Below are 19,062 nucleotides of genomic sequence, written 5' to 3' on the forward strand. Positions count from 1 at the left end.
TAACCAGGATGAACAAAGAGATCTTAGCTGTTGTAGAAGCCGTTTCTAACGAAAAAGCCCTGCCGCGTGAGAAAATCTTCGAAGCGCTGGAGAGCGCGCTGGCGACTGCGACCAAGAAAAAGTACGAGCAGGAAATTGAAGTACGCGTCAGCATTGATCGCCGCAGTGGCGATTTCGATACTTTCCGCCGCTGGGAAATCGTAGAAGAGGTGACACAGCCGACGCGCGAGATCACGCTGGATGCGGCCCGCTTCGAAGATGAAGCATTCAATCTGGGCGAATATGTCGAAGATCAGATTGAATCGGTCACCTTTGACCGTATCACTACCCAGACCGCTAAGCAGGTTATCGTGCAAAAAGTGCGCGAAGCTGAGCGCGCGATGGTGGTTGATCAGTTCCGTGAGCAGGAAGGCGAAATCATCACCGGTGTGGTGAAAAAAGTTAACCGCGACAACATTTCCCTCGACCTTGGCAGCAATGCCGAAGCGGTCATTCTGCGCGAAGATATGCTGCCGCGTGAAAACTTCCGTCCAGGCGACCGTATTCGTGGCGTACTCTACTCTGTACGTCCGGAAGCGCGTGGCGCGCAGCTGTTCGTGACGCGTTCCAAACCGGAAATGCTGATTGAACTGTTCCGCATTGAGGTGCCAGAAATTGGCGAAGAACTGATTGAAATTAAAGCTGCTGCCCGTGATCCGGGTTCGCGCGCTAAAATTGCAGTCAAAACTAACGACAAACGTATCGATCCGGTGGGTGCCTGTGTGGGCATGCGCGGCGCGCGCGTTCAGGCTGTTTCCAGTGAACTGGGCGGCGAGCGTATCGATATCGTGCTGTGGGACGATAACCCGGCGCAGTTTGTTATTAACGCCATGGCTCCGGCCGATGTGGCGTCAATCGTGGTTGATGAAGATAATCACACCATGGATATCGCCGTAGAAGCTGGCAATCTGGCTCAGGCGATCGGCCGTAACGGCCAAAACGTGCGTCTCGCTTCGCAGCTGAGTGGCTGGGAGCTGAACGTGATGACCGTCGATGATCTGCAGGCTAAGCATCAGGCTGAAGCGCATGCAGCGATCGATATGTTCACTAAACATCTCGACATCGACGAAGAGTTCGCCACCGTACTGGTGGAAGAGGGCTTCTCCTCGCTGGAAGAGCTGGCATACGTGCCAATCAACGAGCTGCTGGAAGTCGACGGCCTCGATGAAGAGACCATTGAAGCCCTGCGTGAACGAGCAAAAAATGCGTTAACCACCCTGGCACTGGCGAAAGAAGAGAGTCTTGGAAATCAGGAGCCCGCTGAGGACCTTCTGAATCTTGAAGGCCTCGATCGTGCGCTGGCGTTCCGCCTGGCGTCAAAAGGCGTTTGCACGCTGGAAGATCTCGCTGAGCAAGGTGTTGACGATCTGACGGATATTGAAGGCATGTCTGATGAACAAGCCGGCGCGCTGATTATGGCCGCACGTAATATCTGCTGGTTCGGCGATGACGCGTAATAACAGGAAGGAACAGCATGACAGATGTAACCGTAAAATCGCTGGCCGCAGAAATTCAGACTCCGGTCGATCGCCTGGTACAGCAATTTGCTGATGCGGGGATCCCTAAGTCTGAAAATGACGCGGTGACCCAGCAAGAGAAAGAAACCTTACTATCTCATCTGAACCGTGAACACGGTCAGGTCGGTTCAGCTAAGCTGACGCTGCAGCGTAAAACGCGCAGCACCTTGAATATTCCAGGCACCGGGGGTAAAAGTAAGTCGGTGCAAATTGAAGTCCGCAAAAAGCGTACCTATGTGAAAGGTGATGCAGAGTCTGAGCAAGCTCAGGCAGAAGCTGAAGCCCAGGCGCAGCGTGAAGCGGAAGAGCAGGCGCAACGCGAGGCTGAAGAAAAAGCCCGTCGCGAAGCTGAACAAAAAGCGCAACGTGAAGCCGAAGATAAAGCAAGGCGCGAAGCCGCTGATAAGGCCAAACGTGCAGCAGCGGAAAATGACAAAGTGACAAATCAACCTACCGATGAAGTGACCAGGGCTGCGCAATCAGACAAAGCCCGTCGCGAAGCTGAAGCTGCTGAACTGAAGCGTAAAGCTGAAGAAGAAGCCCGCCGTAAGCTTGAAGAGGCTGCCCGCCTCGTAGCCGAAGAAGCCCGCCGTCTGGCTGAAGAGAAATCAGCTGAATGGGAAAAACCGGAAGAAGAGGATAAAGGCGACTATCACGTCACCACTTCGACCCACGCCCGTCAGGCAGAAGACGAAAACGACCGTCAGGTTGAAGCAGGCCGTGCGCGTGCGCGTACGACTGCTAAAGCTGCGCGTCCGGCGAAAAAAGGCAACAAACATTCCGAAGCCAAAACTGACCGTGAAGAAGCGCGTGCGCAGGTTCGTGGCGGTAAAGGCGGTAAGCATCGCAAACCTAGCGCACTGCAGCAGGGCTTCAACAAGCCAGCGCAGGCCGTTAACCGCGATGTTGTGATTGGCGAAACCATCACCGTAGCCGAACTGGCGAACAAAATGGCGGTGAAAGGTTCTCTGGTCATTAAAGCGATGATGAAGATGGGCGCCATGGCGACTATCAACCAGGTCATCGATCAGGAAACTGCACAGCTCGTAGCCGAAGAGATGGGCCACAAAGTGACCCTGCGTCGTGAGAACGAGCTGGAAGAAGCGGTAATGGACGATCGTGATACCGATGCGGCACAGGAATCTCGTGCGCCGGTTGTGACCATCATGGGCCACGTCGACCACGGTAAAACCTCTCTGCTGGACTATATCCGCTCCACTAAAATCGCCTCTGGCGAAGCGGGCGGTATTACACAGCACATCGGTGCTTACCACGTTGAAACCGACAACGGTATGGTCACCTTCCTGGATACCCCGGGCCACGCCGCGTTTACCGCGATGCGTGCACGTGGTGCACAGGCGACCGATATCGTTATCCTGGTCGTTGCCGCAGACGATGGCGTGATGCCACAGACTGTCGAAGCTATTCAGCACGCCAAAGCTGCTAAAGTGCCGGTTGTGGTTGCCGTGAACAAGTGCGATAAGCCAGAAGCGGATCCGGATCGTGTTAAAAACGAACTGACTCAGTACGGAATTATTCCGGAAGAGTGGGGCGGCGAAAACATGTTCGTGAATGTCTCTGCGAAAGCGGGTACCGGCATTGATGACCTGTTAAACGCTATCCTGCTGCAGGCGGAAGTGCTGGAACTGACGGCTATCCGTGAAGGTATGGCGAGCGGCGTAGTGATTGAATCGTTCCTCGACAAAGGTCGTGGTCCGGTTGCTACCGTGCTGGTTCGTGAAGGTACGCTCAACAAAGGCGACATCGTTCTTTGTGGTTTCGAATATGGCCGTGTTCGTGCAATGCGTGACGAACTGGGTCGCGAAGTTCTGGAAGCAGGTCCTTCTATCCCGGTTGAGATTCTGGGTCTGTCCGGCGTGCCGGCTGCAGGTGATGAAGCGACCGTGGTACGTGACGAGAAGAAAGCACGTGAAGTTGCGCTCTATCGTCAGGGCAAATTCCGCGAAGTTAAACTGGCTCGCCAGCAGAAATCTAAGCTCGAGAACATGTTTGCTAACATGACCGAAGGCGAAGTGTCTGAACTGAACATCGTTCTGAAAGCTGACGTTCAGGGTTCTGTGGAAGCCATCTCTGATTCCCTGCAGAAACTCTCCACCGACGAAGTGAAGGTGAAGATTGTGGGTTCAGGCGTAGGCGGGATTACCGAAACCGATGCAACCCTGGCGGCTGCTTCTAACGCCATCCTCCTTGGCTTCAACGTTCGTGCCGATGCCTCTGCGCGTCGCGTCATTGACGCAGAAAGCCTGGATCTGCGCTACTACTCTGTCATCTATAACCTGATTGACGAAGTTAAAGCGGCGATGAGCGGCATGCTGGCACCAGAGTACAAACAGCAGATCATTGGTCTGGCTGCAGTGCGCGACGTGTTCAAATCACCGAAGTTTGGCGCGATTGCCGGTTGTATGGTGACGGAAGGTAACATCAAACGTCACAATCCAATCCGTGTCCTGCGTGACAACGTGGTGATTTACGAAGGCGAGCTGGAATCTCTGCGTCGCTTTAAAGATGACGTCAACGAAGTGCGTAATGGCATGGAGTGCGGTATCGGCGTGAAGAACTACAACGACGTTCGCGTTGGCGATATGATCGAAGTGTTTGAAATCATCGAAATTAAACGCACCATCGAGTAATAGACTGCTGATGTGTTGCAATTTGGGAGGCCTCTGGCCTCCCGAATTATTTGGGAGAAATAATGATGGCGAAAGAATTTGGTCGCCCGCAGCGCGTGTCACAAGAGCTGCAAAAAGAGATTGCGATGATCCTGCAGCGTGAGATTAAAGATCCACGCCTTGGCATGATGGTCACCGTATCCGGCGTTGAAGTGTCACGCGATCTTGCTTACGCAAAAGTGTTCGTGACGTTCCTCAACGACAAAGATGAAGATGCGATTAAGCATGGCCTGAAAGCGCTGAAAGAAGCCTCAGGCTACATTCGCATTCTGCTTGGCAAAGCGATGCGCCTGCGTATCGTGCCTGAGCTGACGTTCTTCTACGACAACTCGTTAGTCGAAGGGATGCGCATGTCTAACCTCGTCACCAGCGTCGTGAAAAACGATACAGAGCGCCGTGGTCCGGATGCCACCGGCGATGACGAGGAGGCGTAATGAGTCGTCCGCGTCGTCGCGGTCGCGACGTCCATGGCGTGTTGTTGCTGGATAAGCCACAAGGCGTTTCGTCGAATGATGTCCTGCAGAAAGTGAAGCGTATCTTCAACGCCAATCGCGCAGGCCATACCGGCGCGCTTGATCCACTGGCCACCGGCATGTTGCCAATCTGCCTGGGTGAAGCGACCAAGTTTTCGCAGTATCTGCTCGATTCCGACAAACGCTACCGTGTGATTGCCCGACTGGGCGAACGCACTGACACGTCAGACGCCGATGGCAACATCGTGCAGACGCGTCCGGTCAGCTTCAATCAGGCCGATCTGGATAGCGCCCTTGAGAGCTTCCGCGGCGACACGCTGCAGGTGCCATCAATGTTTTCAGCGCTGAAGCATCAGGGTCGTCCGCTGTATGAATATGCGCGTCAGGGCATTGTGATTGAGCGTGAACCGCGCCCGATCACGGTCTATGAGCTGCAGTTTATTCGCTGGCAGGATAATGAGCTGGAGCTGGAAATTCACTGCTCCAAAGGCACCTATATCCGTACCATCATCGATGATCTGGGCGAAAAGCTGGGATGCGGTGCGCATGTCATCATGCTGCGTCGTGTACAGGTTGCCCGTTATCCGTATGAACGGATGGTGACGCTGGAACAGCTCAATACCCTGCTGGCGGAAGCCACAGAAGCGGGCATCCCACTGGAAACGCAGCTCGATCCGCTGTTGTTGCCGATGGACAGTCCCGCTTCTGATTTCCCTGAAGTAAATATCCCGCCCGCCGTGGCAGATTTTTTCCGCCAGGGACAGCCGGTGCAGGCCAGCAATGCGCCTGCGCACGGGCTGGTCAGGGTATCGGAAGGCGAAGCACGTAAATTTATCGGTATGGCAGAAATTGCCGATGATGGCCGTCTTGCGCCACGTCGTTTAGTGGTTGAGTATCAGGATTAAGCCAGGCGTTCACTTTTCGCTGATGGGGCATTTGCGTTGCTATCGGGCGCAGAGTAGAATAGCGCGGCTTTAAAGCGGGATGCTGAATTAGAGATCGGCACCCATACATTCATTTATTACTGGAGTTTATTATGTCTCTAAGCGTAGAAGCTAAAGCAGAGATCGTTGCTAAATATGGCCGTGGTGCTAACGACAGCGGTTCAACTGAAGTTCAGGTTGCCCTGTTGACCGCGCAGATTACCCATCTGCAGGGTCACTTCTCTGAGCACAAAAAAGATCACCACAGCCGCCGCGGTCTGCTGCGCATGGTATCTCAGCGTCGTAAGCTGCTGGACTACCTGAAGCGTAAAGACGTTGCACGCTACAGCAGCCTGATCGAAAGTCTCGGTCTGCGTCGCTAAGTCTGAAGAATCTGATCGTCGGGGCATTATGCGAGCTTTTGCACTGTGTGCAGCTTACGATCAGATTTGTGCGAGTTTCGTGAAGAGGGGGCCTTTATGGCCCCTTTTTTCGAGCAATCGGCAGCAATCCGGGCCAAACTGATGTATTGTTGCTTAGTGTGATCTTTAGTTTGCAGAATTTCGCGCGGCTAATGAGAGGCTTTACCGCAGGGGCGGTCGAGGGTTGTCATTAGTCGCGAGGATGCAGCTGAAGATTGGTAATCAATGGCGGGCTACAGATAGCCCAGCCCCGAAGTTAAGGACTTTGATTTTGCTGAATCCGATCGTACGCAAATTCCAATATGGTCAACATACCGTCACGCTGGAAACCGGCATGATGGCTCGCCAGGCGACAGCCGCTGTGATGGTGAGCATGGACGATACTGCAGTGTTCGTCACTGTCGTAGGTCAGAAAAAATCTAAACCAGGTCAGGACTTCTTCCCACTGACCGTGAACTATCAGGAGCGTACTTACGCTGCTGGTCGTATCCCAGGCAGCTTCTTCCGTCGTGAAGGCCGTCCAAGCGAAGGCGAAACCCTGATTTCGCGTCTGATTGACCGCCCGATTCGCCCGCTGTTCCCGGAAGGCTTTGTTAACGAAGTTCAGGTTATTGCGACCGTGGTGTCTGTTAACCCACAGGTTCATCCGGACATCGTTGCAATGATTGGTGCCTCTGCTGCACTGGCGCTTTCTGGTCTGCCGTTTAATGGCCCGATTGGTGCTGCGCGTGTCGGTTACATCAACGATCAATATGTTCTGAACCCAACCGCAGATGAGCTGAAACAGTCTCGTCTGGATCTGGTCGTTGCCGGTACGCAGAATGCCGTACTGATGGTTGAATCTGAAGCTGAGATCCTGTCAGAAGAGCAGATGCTGGGTGCCGTGGTCTTTGGCCATGACCAGCAGCAGATCGTTATCGAAAACATCAATGCTCTGGTGGCTGAAGCCGGCAAACCACGCTGGGACTGGCAACCAGAAGCGGCTAACACCCCGCTGATTTCTCGTGTTGCTGCCCTGGCAGAAGCGCGCATCAGCGATGCTTACCGCATCACTGACAAGCAGGAGCGTTACGCGCAGGTTGGCGTCATCAAAGACGAAACCATTGCTGCGCTGCTGGCTGAAGATGAAACGCTGGATGGTTCAGAAATCGGCGACATCGTGCATAGCCTCGAAAAAACCGTCGTTCGTACCCGCATCCTGAATGGCGAGCCACGTATCGATGGCCGTGAAAAAGATATGATCCGCGGTCTGGACGTGCGTACTGGCGTATTGCCACGTACTCACGGTTCATCACTGTTCACCCGTGGTGAGACACAGGCACTGGTTACGGCAACGCTGGGTACTACCCGTGATGCGCAGAACCTGGATGAGCTGATGGGCGAACGTACCGACAGCTTCCTGTTCCATTACAACTTCCCTCCATACTCTGTCGGTGAAACCGGCATGGTCGGTTCGCCGAAGCGTCGTGAGATTGGTCACGGTCGTCTGGCGAAGCGCGGTGTGTTAGCGGTAATGCCTAAAGCGGAAGATTTCCCTTACACCGTGCGTGTGGTGTCTGAAATCACTGAATCTAATGGCTCCTCTTCAATGGCCTCTGTCTGCGGTGCCTCACTGGCGCTGATGGATGCAGGTGTGCCAATCAAAGCCGCCGTTGCCGGTATCGCAATGGGTCTGGTAAAAGAAGATGAGAAGTTTGTCGTTCTGTCAGACATTCTGGGCGACGAAGATCACCTGGGCGACATGGACTTCAAAGTAGCCGGTAGCCGTGAAGGTATCACCGCGCTGCAGATGGACATCAAAATCGAAGGCATCACGCGTGAAATCATGCAGGAAGCCCTGAACCAGGCCAAGGGTGCGCGTCTGCACATTCTGGGCGTCATGGAACAGGCTATCAGCACACCGCGTACCGAGATTTCTGAATTCGCTCCACGCATTTACACCATCAAAATCAGCTCTGACAAGATCAAAGATGTGATCGGTAAAGGCGGCTCAGTGATTCGTGCACTGACCGAAGAGACCGGCACGACGATTGAAATCGAAGATGACGGCACCGTGAAAATCGCTGCGACCGATGGTCTGAAAGCGAAAGAAGCGATTCGTCGTATCGAAGAGATCACTGCAGAAATCGAAGTGGGCCGCATTTACAGTGGTAAAGTGACCCGTATCGTTGACTTCGGTGCCTTCGTTGCTATCGGCGGCGGTAAAGAAGGTCTGGTTCACATTTCACAAATCGCTGATAAGCGCGTTGAGAAAGTGACTGACTATCTGCAGATGGGTCAGGAAGTGCCGGTTAAGGTGATGGAAGTGGATCGCCAGGGCCGCGTACGTCTGAGCATCAAAGAAGCGACAGAATCTAAGCCGCAGACTGAAGAAGCTGCAGCGGTGACCACGCCTGACGCTGAATAAGTCGTTGCTGATTTGCCCCTCTTTGCCTGGCAGAGAGGGGCGTTTGTATCATCGCGAGGGCGGGAATCCTTGTGCACAGCAGGCGGATGACAGGATGGTTATCCCAATGTTTGTATTCGGGAGTGGGAAATGAAGCCTTTTCTGCGCTGGTGTTTTGTTGCGACAGCTTTGACGCTGGCAGGATGCAGCAACTCCAATTGGCGTAAGAACGAAGTTCTTGCAGTGCCTTTACAGCCCACACTGCAGCAGGAAGTGATACTGGCGCGCATGGAACAAATTCTTGCCAGTCGCGCTCTCACCGATGATGAACGCGCACAGCTGTTATATGAGCGCGGAGTGTTGTATGATAGTTTAGGTCTGCGGGCATTAGCGCGGAACGATTTTTCGCAAGCGCTGTCTATAAGACCAGATATGCCCGAAGTGTTTAACTACTTAGGCATATATTTAACGCAGGCGGGCAACTTTGATGCCGCCTATGAAGCGTTCGATTCTGTACTTGAGCTTGATCCAACTTACAACTATGCGCATTTAAACCGTGGTATCGCCCTCTATTACGGCGGTCGATACAAGTTAGCGCAAGATGATCTGCTGGCGTTTTATCAAGACGATCCTAACGATCCTTTCCGCAGTCTGTGGCTCTATCTCGTTGAACGTGAGATGGATGTCGACAAGGCAAAAGTCGCGCTTCAACAGCGTCACGACAAAGCGGTCAGAGACCAATGGGGATGGAATATTGTCGAGTTCTACCTTGGAGATATCAACGAGAAAACGTTGATGGAAAGTCTCAAGGCGGACGCAACGGATAACACCTCGCTCGCTGAACATCTCAGTGAAACCAACTTCTATTTAGGTAAGTACTACCTAAGTCTGGGGGAGAAGGACGACGCGAAAGCGTTGTTCAAACTGGCGGTGGCCAACAACGTTAACAACTTTGTTGAACACCGATACGCATTGTTGGAACTGGCGCAACTCGGCCAGGCACAAGACGATTTATCAGAATCTGACCAGCAATAGCTGACGAACTTAATTTGCCTGTAAAACCTGTTAAGTCATCATCTTAAGGGATGAAGGCTTTTCTGTTCGTCAAAACTTCTAATTTGAGCCGGTTCACACTTTTTGATGAAAATGACTGAAAGTTTTCACGACGAGTTATGTAGACTGGCCGCCGCAATCTAAGAGGCACGTGTACTACATGACTGATATTCAAACCACTTTTGCTGACCTTGGCCTGAACGCCGACATCCTTGAATCACTGAATGGCATGGGCTACGTAAAGCCATCCCCAATCCAGGCTGAGTGTATTCCTCACCTGCTGGCGGGCCGTGACGTGTTAGGCATGGCGCAGACCGGGAGTGGTAAAACTGCGGCGTTCTCTCTGCCGCTGTTAAACAACATCGACCCGACTGTTAAAGCACCACAGATCCTGGTGCTGGCACCGACCCGCGAACTGGCGGTACAGGTTGCTGAAGCAATCACTGAATTCTCTAAGCACATGCGTGGCCTGAACGTGGTTGCCCTTTACGGCGGCCAGCGTTATGACGTGCAGCTGCGCGCTCTGCGTCAGGGACCACAGGTTGTTGTGGGTACCCCTGGTCGTCTGCTTGACCACCTGAAACGCGGCACGTTAGAACTCTCTAACCTGCGCGGTCTGGTGCTGGATGAAGCTGATGAAATGCTGCGTATGGGCTTCATCGAAGACGTTGAAACCATCATGGCTCAGATTCCAGCCGGTCATCAGACTGCGCTGTTCTCTGCAACTATGCCGGAAGCGATTCGTCGCATCACCAAACGCTTCATGAAAGATCCACAGGAAGTGCGTATTCAGTCAAGCATGACAACGCGTCCTGACATCAGCCAGAGTTACTGGACCGCTTACGGTCGTAAAACAGACGCACTGGTTCGCTTCCTGGAAGCAGAAGACTTTGATGCTGCCATCATCTTCGTGCGTACTAAAAACGCAACGCTGGAAGTGGCAGAAGCGCTGGAGCGTAGTGGCTATAACAGCGCCGCGCTGAACGGTGATATGAACCAGGCACTGCGTGAGCAGACGCTGGAGCGCCTGAAAGATGGTCGTCTGGACATCCTGATTGCAACCGACGTTGCGGCCCGTGGCCTGGACGTTGAGCGTATCAGCCTGGTTGTAAACTACGACATCCCGATGGATGCAGAATCATACGTTCACCGTATCGGCCGTACCGGTCGTGCCGGTCGTGCTGGCCGTGCGCTGCTGTTCGTTGAGAACCGCGAGCGTCGTCTGCTGCGCAACATCGAACGTACCATGAAGCTGACTATTCCTGAAGTCGAGCTGCCTAACGCAGAACTGCTGGGTGAGCGTCGTCTGGCCAAGTTTGCCGCTAAAGTTCAGCAGCAGCTGGAAAGCAGCGATCTGGATCAGTACCGTGCTCTGCTGACTAAAATGCAGCCGGAAGATGAACTGGATCTGGAAACTCTGGCAGCCGCACTGCTGAAGATGGCACAGGGCGAACGTCCTCTGATTCTGCCACCAGAAGCACCACGTCCTGCACGTCGCGAATACCGCGATCGTGACGAGCGTGATGGCCGTCGTGACAGCCGTGAAGCGCGTAGCGATCGTGGCCCACGTGAAAGCCGTGACAGCCGTGATGGCGATCGTCCACGTCGCGAACGTCGTGACGTTGGCGAAATGCAGCTGTACCGCATCGAAGTGGGCCGTGATGATGGTGTTGAAGTTCGTCACATCGTTGGCGCTATCGCTAACGAAGGCGACATCAGCAGCCGTTACATCGGTAACATCAAGCTGTTCGGTAACCACTCGACTATCGAGCTGCCGAAAGGCATGCCAGGCGATGTGCTGCAGCACTTCACCCGTACGCGTATTCTGAACAAACCGATGAATATGCAGCTGCTGGGTGATGCACAGCCAAACGAAGGCCGTGGCGATCGTCGTCCAGCCGGTGCTGGCGGTGAGCGTCGCAGCGGTCCTGGCGCAGCCAACCGTGAAGGTGGTCGTCGCTTCTCTTCAGAGCGCCGTGAAGGTGGTCGTGAAGGCGGTGGACGCACTTTCAACCGTGAAGGTAGCCGTGGTCCACGTCGTGAAGAAGGCGCAGCTGCCGCTCCACGTCGTCGTGATGCATAACGATTTAACGTCGTAACGAAAAGGGAAGCCGCTGGCTTCCCTTTTTTTATGCCTGTCAGGCACCGCCGCTGATCATGACGCGCTCGCCGCTGACATAAGCGGACTCTTCAGACGCCAGAAACAATGCAACCTGCGCCACATCCTCCGGCAGACCAAAACGCCCCAGCGGGGTAGCCGCCAGCAGCTGTGCCTTGAGCTGCGGGCTCATCCTCTTCGCGGCCAGCAATCCTTCGGTCAGAATCATGCCCGGTGCCAGCGCGTTAACCCGGATATTTTTTGCGCCCAGCTCGCGCGCCAGCCCCTGAGTCAGCGTATCCACTGCACCTTTGGTGGCCGCCCAGAGCACGGAACCTGGCGTACTGTTTTTACTGTTCAGGGCGCTGAGGTTAATAATGCTGCCGCCGTGCGCGGGAAAGTGACGAATTGCTTGCTGACAGACCAGCAGCGTGCCGAGCAGGTTAACGTTAATCTGCTGCTGCATCTCCTCTGGCGTCAGCGCCGCAAACTCGCCATGATGAAAACTGCCCGCATTATTCACCACAATATCGGGTGCGCCGAAACACTCTGCGGTGGTGGCAAACAGCCGTTCCACGTCCCGCAGATGAGAAATATCAGCCTGTACCGCCACGGCTTCACTGCCCAGCGTGACGATATCGCTCACCACGTCTGCCGCTCCCACCTCGTCCTGACGATAGTTGACCACGACCCTGGCGCCCGCTGCGGCGAACGCGATGGCAATCGCTGCACCAATCCCTTTTGAGGCGCCTGTCACCAGTGCGATTTTGTTCTGCAGTGCTTTCATTATGTCATTCTCCGCCGTAATGATTGCGTCGAAAGACTATGCGCGCTGGTGACGAAAAGCGGGTAGCGCAATCCTGCAAGCTTTTTGCACGATCCTGCAAAAGTGCGGCAGCAGGACAGGCATTTCGCCTGACGTCAGGTAATATCGGCAAAGAGAGCGGAAGGGGAGAACACAGTGACAGAGAGTGACAAGTGGCAGGCGCTGGCACAGTTAATTGCCCGTCATGCGCCGGAGGATGGCCGGCATTCCAGCGCCATCGATTGCCTGTTTTTTGGCCGGGTTTCAGCACCCACTGAGCCGATGCACTTTGCTCAATGGGCCAGTTTTGCGCTAGTGGCGCAGGGCAGCAAAGCGCTGCATATGGGTGATGAGGTGCTGCACTATGGACCGGGGGATCTGTTGCTGGTGACGCTGGATATGCCAGTGCGCGCCTGCGTCACTGTCGCCACGCCGGAAAAGCCGAATCTCGGTATAGGTATCGCGATTAATGAATCCCGGCTTATGCGCTACCTTGAACAGTTTCCGCCAGCGCTGCCGCTGTCAACCGCAGGCAATGAACGTGGTGTCACCGTGCATAAGGTTTCACCTTTGCTGGTGGATGCGGTCATCCGGCTGGTGCGTCTGCTTGACCATCCGGAAGATATTGAGGCGCTGGCCCCGCTGATTGAGCAGGAAATTTTCTACCGGCTGCTGACCGGGCCGGAGGGATCGCGCATCCTGAACATGGCGCTGGCTGAGCGGCCGGGTAACCGGGTGGCGCAGGCAGCTCGCTGGCTGCGTGAGAATTTTCATCAGCCGCTGAAGATAGACCAGCTCGCCAGCAGTGTCGGCATGAGTATCTCTTCGCTGCATCATCACTTCAAAGCCGTCACGGCCATGACGCCGATGCAATATCAGAAACAACTGCGGCTCAACGAGGCGCGACGTCTGATGATGGTGGAAAAGCTGGATGCCGGTACCGCAGGCTATCGGGTGGGCTACCAGAGCGCATCACAGTTCAGCCGCGAGTATCGCCGCCTGTATGGGCAATCTCCGGCCAGGGACAGTCGTCAGCTGGCGGTGAGCCCGGATACCCTGCGCCCACCGCAAAACTGATTACAGGCTGTTTGCCGCTTCCATCGCAATGGCAAAGGAGCGCAGGCGTGCCTCGCTGTCAAAAATCTGACCATTAACCATAATTTCATCCGCCTGCGTTTCACGCATCAGCGAGGCCAGGCCATGACGCACCTTGTCGGTATCGCCTACCAGCGACATGCTCAGCGCCTGCTGCACGCCATACTGCTCTGACGGCGACCAGAGGTTATCCATGTTTTCAACCGGTGCCGGCAACGGGCCAGGTTTGCCGCGGCGCAGGTTAATAAACTGCTGCTGCTGCGAGGTAAACAGGAAGCGCGCATCACGTTCATTATCAGCGGCAACCACGTTAATACAGACGGTGGCATACGGCTTGTCGAGACGCGCTGAAGGCTGGAAGTTCTCACGATACACGTGCAGCGCCTGGAACAGCTGGTCAGGCGCGAAATGGGAGGCAAAGGCAAATGGCAGGCCCATTTTCGCTGACAGCTGGGCGCTGTAAAGGCTGGAACCGAGCAGCCAGACCGGGATCTTCAGGCCCAGACCCGGCACTGGCTGAACCGGCAGCTGCGCATCCGGGTCAGCATCAAACCAGTGAATCAGCTCAGCCACATCTTCGGGAAAGGTGTCAGCGTGCATGCTGGCCTGGTGACGGCGGAGCGCCATCATGGTGCGCTGGTCAGAACCGGGCGCACGGCCTAAGCCGAGGTCGATACGGCCAGGATAGAGAGAGGCCAGGGTGCCAAACTGCTCGGCGATGACCAGTGGCGCATGGTTAGGCAGCATAATGCCGCCTGAACCCAGCTTCAGGGTCTCGGTGTTCGCCGCCAGATAGCCGATCAATACCGACGTCGCAGCGCTGGCAATCCCTGTCATGTTGTGATGTTCAGCCAGCCAGTAGCGTTCGAAGCCCAGTTTTTCAGCCTGACGCGCCAGCGCCAGTGAATTATGGAACGCATCCCGTGCGGTCGCGCCCTGTGGAATCGGCGCAAGATCCAGCACGGACAGGCGAAGAGGTTTTTTATCAGACATGACTACTCCCGTTGTATGGCGCAGGCGTAAAAACCTGCACCATTTAGTATTACGCATCATTCCTTATATTAAAACTGCTAACCTCAGCAGGAATATAGCCGGTATGTGCTTTTACTCAGGATGCCAGCGTCATACCTGCCAGTTTGCGCCAGTAACCGTTACAATCGCAGCCTTTCGCGACCATAAGCGGGGCCTGACCGTTTTCATTAGCGCGGAAACGGTCAATCTCCGCCAGCGTCGACGTATCCTGCGGCGAGAGTCTCACGCAATCGACCTGGCCACGCATTCCCGCCAGATCGTTACCCAGGTTATAGCAGTAGCCGCTCATGGTCTGAATGCCATTGAGGACGAACACCTGCTGTCCCTCCTGAGAGTTGACGCGGCGGCCTGTCGGATAGTTGATGCAGCAGGTTTCACAGTCATCTTTCGCGCGGTTTTCAGAGCGGGCGGTGAAGCAGCGCGCTGACAGCGCCAGCGGCAGATGACCGTAGCCCATCACCTCTACTTCAAACTGCTGCCGGATACCCCGTGTTTCGCACTGCGCCAGCAGCTGTAGCAGCCAGTCACGCGACATCTCCACCGGCATACACCAGCGCGTCATGCCCTCTTTGACCAGCAGCTGCAGCGTGTCGGCGTTATAGACATTCAGCGTCGGACCGGCGACAAACGGCAGATGGCGCTCAGCGGCCATATTGACCGTGCCGATATCATTGGCTTCAATCAGGAACTCGCCGTTTTCTACATAGCGCTGCAGCTCTTTCAGCTCAGAAGGGGATTGCAGCAGCGCCAGCGTGCTGAGTACGACCTGTTTGCCGCTGGACGCCACGTCACGCGCCAGCGCCATCCAGCGGGCATAGGGCGTGGCGCGGCGTTTACTGCACACCGCCTCGCCGAGATAAATAATATCCGCACTACTGCGGGCAGCCTGCTGGTAGAAATCTTCCAGCGTATCGGTCGGCCAGTACCAGAGCACCGGCCCAAGGGCATATTGCATCATGACTCCTTATTGCCATTCACGGTGATAAGCACCCAGCGTGGTTTGCGTGCCTTCGGAGAGATCGCCCAGCGTCTGCATCCACTGTGGCGCGACGTCAAACTGTTCCGGCTGCGCCTTGCAGCGATCGATCGCCTGACGCCAGACGCGCGCCACATCAGCGACGTAGGCGGGACTGCGCTGGCGGCCTTCGATTTTCACCGAGGCAATGCCTGCCCGCAGCAGCTCCGGCAGCAGTTCCAGTGTGTTCAGACTGGCAGGCTCCTCCAGCACGTGATAACGCTGATTGTTAACCTCATAGCGTCCTTTGCAGAGCGTCGGGTAACCGGCGCTCTCATCGGGCGCGTAGCGATCGATTAGCACCTCATTCAGGCGTGACTCCATGCCCTGCGGCGTCTGCTGCCAGCGCACAAATTTAGCCGGGGAGCAGGCACCTGCGCTGTTAGGCGATTCGCCGGTCATCCAGGAGGAGAGATAGCAGCGGCCTTCCGCCATAATGCACAGGCTGCCAAAGGCGAACACCTCCAGCGGCACCGGCGTGCTGCGCGCCAGTTGTTTAACCTGATGAATCGACAACACCCGCGGCAGCACCACGCGCTGCAGATTGAAGTGGCGATGATAAAAGCGAATCGCCTCAAGATTGGTTGCCGAAGCCTGCACAGAGAGATGACGTTCAACCTGTGGATAATGCTTCGCGGCATACTCCAGCGTGGCAATATCGGCCAGAATCAGCGCGTCGGCTCCGTTTTGCGCCGCCACATCAATCGCCCGCTGCCAGCGTCCCATGCCATCCGGGTGGGCAAACGTGTTGATCGCCACATGCAGTTTGCGCCGATGCTGATGAAGATAGCGCGCCGCTTCAGCCAGCTTTTTATCGGTGAAGTTCAGGCCCGCAAAGTGACGGGCATTGGTGTCATCTTTCAGTCCCACATAGACCGCATCTGCGCCATTCTCTGTGGCGGTGCGCACTGCGGGTAAGTTTCCTGCCGGGCAGAGCAGTTCCATAGGTGTTCCTCTCAACATGCGATGGGCGTCGAGTCTAGGCATCTGGTTCGTCGAGCGTGTTGATTTGGGGCAGTGAAATTCCAGTTCATCCGGCCTGGCGGCGCTTTTTTTCCCTCTATAGCCGCGTTTTTTATTGATCCCGGATGAGGCGCGCAGAAAAGGATATGGCAATATACGTAAAATTTTCTGAAGGGAGTGACGAAAGTGTTAGAGCGGATACATGCCCATTGTGTGAAAAATGGTCCAAAAATCTTAGGGTTACCCGTAGCGCTTACCCCATTCCCGGTCAAAAAGTTGCTGCTGCAACAACTCTTAAACTGGCAATTTCGCCATGCTTTGGCTGAAGGTGAGTTAGACTTTCTGAACGGTCGCCTGCTGGGTATCGGGATTGCCGATCTCAATCTGCAATGGATAACCACGCTGCAGGATGGCCGACTGGCGGTATTGCAACAGTCCGAAGCGGATGTCTGGTTTCGGGGCAATGCCAATGATCTGTTGCTGGTGGCAGCACGTAAAGCAGATCCCGACATGCTGTTCTTTCAACGCCGTCTGGTGATTGAAGGCGACACAGAACTGGGACTTGAGGTGAAGAACGTAATGGATGCTATTGAACCCGAGGCTATGCCCACCGCGTTACGCACGGCTATTGAGCAGATGGCGGCATTTGTCGACGCCGGCATGAAACAGGACGCGAAGGCCGCACAGGCACGCGCGGGTGCCGCATGTTGATCCGTAGCGAAATTGGTGTTGATGCCGCAGGCATCGACGTACTGCTCAGACGCTGCTTCAGTACCTCCTCCGAGGCGGAACTGACTCAGGCGCTGCGTGAAGATGGCCTGCTGACCCTGGGCGTGGTCGCCACGGATGATGAGGGACAGGTGCTGGGTTATGCCGCATTCAGTCCGGTCAGCGTTCAGGGCGACGATCGCGGCTGGGTGGCGCTGGCACCGCTGGCCGTTGATGAGACGCTGCGCGGTCAGGGCATTGCCAGCAAGCTGATTTATGAGGGGCTGGATACGCTTAATGAATTTGGCTACAGCGCGGTCGTGGTGCTGGGCGATCCGGCGCTGTTCAGTCGGTTTGGTTTTGAATCGGCTGCACGCCATGGCCTGCGCAGTCGCTGGCCGGGAACAGAGACAACGTTCCAGGTCTACCGTCTGGCGGACAATGCTTTTGACGGCGCGGAAGGGCAGATCGACTACGCCGAACCTTTTAATCGCCAGCCGTAATAACCAGCCAGCTCTCCAGACTGATCGGCTGACCCGCCACCAGCAATAACTTCTGCTGACGGGTCAGTTGTTTAACCTGATACTCCAGTCTGGAGGCGCTGGCGCGATCGCCCGCCTCACAGTGAAACACCAGGTCCAGCGGACCTTTGCCCCGTAGCGCGCGGGCGCCGCGTCCGCTCTGGTGCTGAGCAACCCGGCGCACCACATCCGTGGTAATGCCGGTGTACAGGCTCCCTTTCGCCGTCCGGACGATGTAGAGTTGCCACTGCTGAGCCATACGTAATCTATTCCCAAAAAAAGGTGCCGGGCAGTGTAGCGCGCTTCACGCTCCGGTGCACCGCCAGGAGTTTATCTTGTCCGATCACGCCCATCTTGTTCGCTACCTCCGAAAGCAGCATGTGCTTTCACTCTGCTGTACCGCCGACGATCAACTCTGGTGCGCTAACTGCTACTACGTCTTTGATGAGACGCGCATGGCCTTCTGGATCATGACCGAACCTGATACCCGCCACGGTGAACTCATGGTGCTGAATCCGCAGGTTGCAGGCACCGTCAATGGCCAGCCCAGAACTGTCCTGCTGATTAAAGGGGTGCAGTATCGTGGCCGGGTCACACGGCTGGATGAAGCATCAGAGCAGATCGCCAGAGCGGCTTACCAGAAACGTTTTCCGGTCTCACGCAAAGTGTCGGCCCCGCTGTGGGAGATTGAGCTGGATGAGGTGAAGATGACGGATAATGCGCTGGGATTCGGCAAGAAAATTGCCTGGCAGCGGGAGAAATAGATACGCCCCTTTCAGCAGAAAAGGGCGTGGCGGATTTACAGCGCTTCGAGGATCCGCAGGGATTCACGGTTAAAGGCCGGTAAATCGTCCGGCGTACGGCTGGTGACCAGCTTATCGCCATCCACGACCACTTCCTTATCATGGAAGTCAGCACCGGCATTGATCAGGTCAATGGCAACGGCTTTTACGGTAGTCATCTTGCGACCGCGCACGCCGTTCGCGCTAATCAGCAGCTGTGGACCGTGGCAGATGGCAAAGATCGGTTTGCCGCTGGCGACAAACTCTTTGGTAAAGGCAACAAAACGATCGTCGCCGCGCAGCGCGTCAGGCGAGTGGCCGCCTGGCAGCAGCAGGGCATCAAATTCCGCCGGGCTGACGTCATCAATGCTGCGGTCGATGGTCACTTCCGCTTCGCCTTTCTTGCCTTTAACGACATTACCGGCCTGTTTCTCAATGGTCACCACCTCAAAACCCGCGCCTTTGTAGGCTTCCGCAGGTGAGGTAAATTCTGAGTCTTCAAATTCATCGGTAATCAAAACCGCAACTTTCTTGCTCATC

At 55.4% G+C, this 19,062-nt stretch carries 19 protein-coding genes; 13 read left to right on the forward strand and 6 right to left on the reverse strand.

Annotated elements, in window-relative coordinates; translation table 11 throughout:
- Window positions 1-8 precede the first annotated feature (8 nt).
- From nusA to AC6I8E_RS02150, 9 genes are all read left to right on the forward strand, one after another.
- On the forward strand, window positions 9-1,496 hold the full coding sequence (gene nusA, locus AC6I8E_RS02110; protein ID WP_010251792.1) for a transcription termination factor NusA: 1,488 nt from the start codon (window positions 9-11) through the stop codon (window positions 1,494-1,496).
- A gap of 17 nt (window positions 1,497-1,513) precedes the next feature.
- Window positions 1,514-4,207, forward strand: a complete 2,694-nt coding sequence (gene infB, locus AC6I8E_RS02115) for a translation initiation factor IF-2 (protein WP_013359910.1) — start codon at window positions 1,514-1,516, stop codon at window positions 4,205-4,207.
- Between the two features lie 65 nt (window positions 4,208-4,272).
- A complete protein-coding gene (rbfA, locus tag AC6I8E_RS02120; RefSeq protein ID WP_147789426.1) occupies window positions 4,273-4,680 on the forward strand; it encodes a 30S ribosome-binding factor RbfA in 408 nt (135 codons plus the stop codon).
- A complete protein-coding gene (truB, locus tag AC6I8E_RS02125; protein ID WP_497824362.1) occupies window positions 4,680-5,624 on the forward strand; it encodes a tRNA pseudouridine(55) synthase TruB in 945 nt (314 codons plus the stop codon). The genes rbfA and truB overlap by 1 nt, the downstream gene beginning before the upstream one ends.
- A 131-nt stretch (window positions 5,625-5,755) precedes the next feature.
- Window positions 5,756-6,025, forward strand: coding sequence for a 30S ribosomal protein S15 (rpsO, locus tag AC6I8E_RS02130; RefSeq protein ID WP_003851063.1), 270 nt, complete (start codon window positions 5,756-5,758; stop codon window positions 6,023-6,025).
- 310 nt (window positions 6,026-6,335) lie between these two features.
- A complete protein-coding gene (pnp, locus tag AC6I8E_RS02135) occupies window positions 6,336-8,471 on the forward strand; it encodes a polyribonucleotide nucleotidyltransferase (protein ID WP_033781662.1) in 2,136 nt (711 codons plus the stop codon).
- 129 nt (window positions 8,472-8,600) lie between these two features.
- Complete coding sequence (gene nlpI, locus AC6I8E_RS02140) at window positions 8,601-9,485, forward strand: lipoprotein NlpI (RefSeq protein WP_010251765.1); 885 nt, start codon at window positions 8,601-8,603, stop codon at window positions 9,483-9,485.
- Between the two features lie 111 nt (window positions 9,486-9,596).
- Window positions 9,597-9,647, forward strand: coding sequence for a protein YrbN (yrbN, locus tag AC6I8E_RS02145; RefSeq protein WP_152689941.1), 51 nt, complete (start codon window positions 9,597-9,599; stop codon window positions 9,645-9,647).
- A gap of 16 nt (window positions 9,648-9,663) precedes the next feature.
- On the forward strand, window positions 9,664-11,586 hold the full coding sequence (locus tag AC6I8E_RS02150) for a DEAD/DEAH family ATP-dependent RNA helicase (protein WP_013359913.1): 1,923 nt from the start codon (window positions 9,664-9,666) through the stop codon (window positions 11,584-11,586).
- 55 nt (window positions 11,587-11,641) lie between these two features.
- On the opposite strand, the gene AC6I8E_RS02155 is transcribed toward AC6I8E_RS02150, so the two are convergent.
- Window positions 11,642-12,388, reverse strand: a complete 747-nt coding sequence (locus AC6I8E_RS02155; RefSeq protein ID WP_033781664.1) for an SDR family NAD(P)-dependent oxidoreductase — start codon at window positions 12,386-12,388, stop codon at window positions 11,642-11,644.
- A 174-nt stretch (window positions 12,389-12,562) separates the two neighbouring features.
- On the opposite strand from AC6I8E_RS02155, the gene AC6I8E_RS02160 reads away from it, so the two are divergent.
- Window positions 12,563-13,483: an AraC family transcriptional regulator gene (locus AC6I8E_RS02160; RefSeq protein ID WP_013359915.1), complete on the forward strand. Its 921-nt coding sequence runs from the start codon at window positions 12,563-12,565 to the stop codon at window positions 13,481-13,483.
- Here the strand turns inward: AC6I8E_RS02160 and AC6I8E_RS02165 are convergent, their stop codons facing one another.
- The 3 genes from AC6I8E_RS02165 to ubiU all read right to left on the reverse strand — a co-directional run bounded on the left by AC6I8E_RS02165 (window position 13,484) and on the right by ubiU (window position 16,493).
- Window positions 13,484-14,494 carry a luciferase-like monooxygenase gene (locus AC6I8E_RS02165; RefSeq protein ID WP_033781665.1) on the reverse strand — a complete coding sequence of 337 codons (1,011 nt, stop codon included), beginning with the start codon at window positions 14,492-14,494 and terminating at the stop codon, window positions 13,484-13,486.
- A 115-nt stretch (window positions 14,495-14,609) separates the two neighbouring features.
- Window positions 14,610-15,488, reverse strand: a complete 879-nt coding sequence (locus AC6I8E_RS02170) for a U32 family peptidase (RefSeq protein ID WP_147789427.1) — start codon at window positions 15,486-15,488, stop codon at window positions 14,610-14,612.
- 9 nt (window positions 15,489-15,497) lie between these two features.
- Complete coding sequence (ubiU, locus tag AC6I8E_RS02175; protein WP_013359918.1) at window positions 15,498-16,493, reverse strand: ubiquinone anaerobic biosynthesis protein UbiU; 996 nt, start codon at window positions 16,491-16,493, stop codon at window positions 15,498-15,500.
- A 204-nt stretch (window positions 16,494-16,697) separates the two neighbouring features.
- On the opposite strand from ubiU, the gene ubiT reads away from it, so the two are divergent.
- A complete protein-coding gene (ubiT, locus tag AC6I8E_RS02180; RefSeq protein ID WP_013359919.1) occupies window positions 16,698-17,222 on the forward strand; it encodes a ubiquinone anaerobic biosynthesis accessory factor UbiT in 525 nt (174 codons plus the stop codon).
- Window positions 17,216-17,722 (forward strand): GNAT family N-acetyltransferase, encoded by a 507-nt coding sequence (locus AC6I8E_RS02185; RefSeq protein WP_497824363.1) that lies wholly within the window; start codon window positions 17,216-17,218, stop codon window positions 17,720-17,722. Before ubiT ends, AC6I8E_RS02185 begins: the two co-directional genes overlap by 7 nt.
- Here the strand turns inward: AC6I8E_RS02185 and AC6I8E_RS02190 are convergent.
- Window positions 17,706-17,999, reverse strand: coding sequence for a GIY-YIG nuclease family protein (locus AC6I8E_RS02190; RefSeq protein WP_497824364.1), 294 nt, complete (start codon window positions 17,997-17,999; stop codon window positions 17,706-17,708). The two genes, AC6I8E_RS02185 and AC6I8E_RS02190, sit on opposite strands and share 17 nt — an antisense overlap.
- A 76-nt stretch (window positions 18,000-18,075) precedes the next feature.
- On the opposite strand from AC6I8E_RS02190, the gene AC6I8E_RS02195 reads away from it, so the two are divergent.
- Window positions 18,076-18,504 carry a YhbP family protein gene (locus tag AC6I8E_RS02195; protein WP_013359922.1) on the forward strand — a complete coding sequence of 143 codons (429 nt, stop codon included), beginning with the start codon at window positions 18,076-18,078 and terminating at the stop codon, window positions 18,502-18,504.
- Window positions 18,505-18,539: 35 nt separating this feature from the next.
- Here the strand turns inward: AC6I8E_RS02195 and AC6I8E_RS02200 are convergent, their stop codons facing one another.
- Window positions 18,540-19,061 carry a type 1 glutamine amidotransferase domain-containing protein gene (locus tag AC6I8E_RS02200; protein ID WP_033731332.1) on the reverse strand — a complete coding sequence of 174 codons (522 nt, stop codon included), beginning with the start codon at window positions 19,059-19,061 and terminating at the stop codon, window positions 18,540-18,542.
- Window position 19,062: the final 1 nt, after the last annotated feature.

The sequence above is a fragment of the Pantoea sp. X-Soil-YNGN-785 genome, assembly GCF_059730585.1.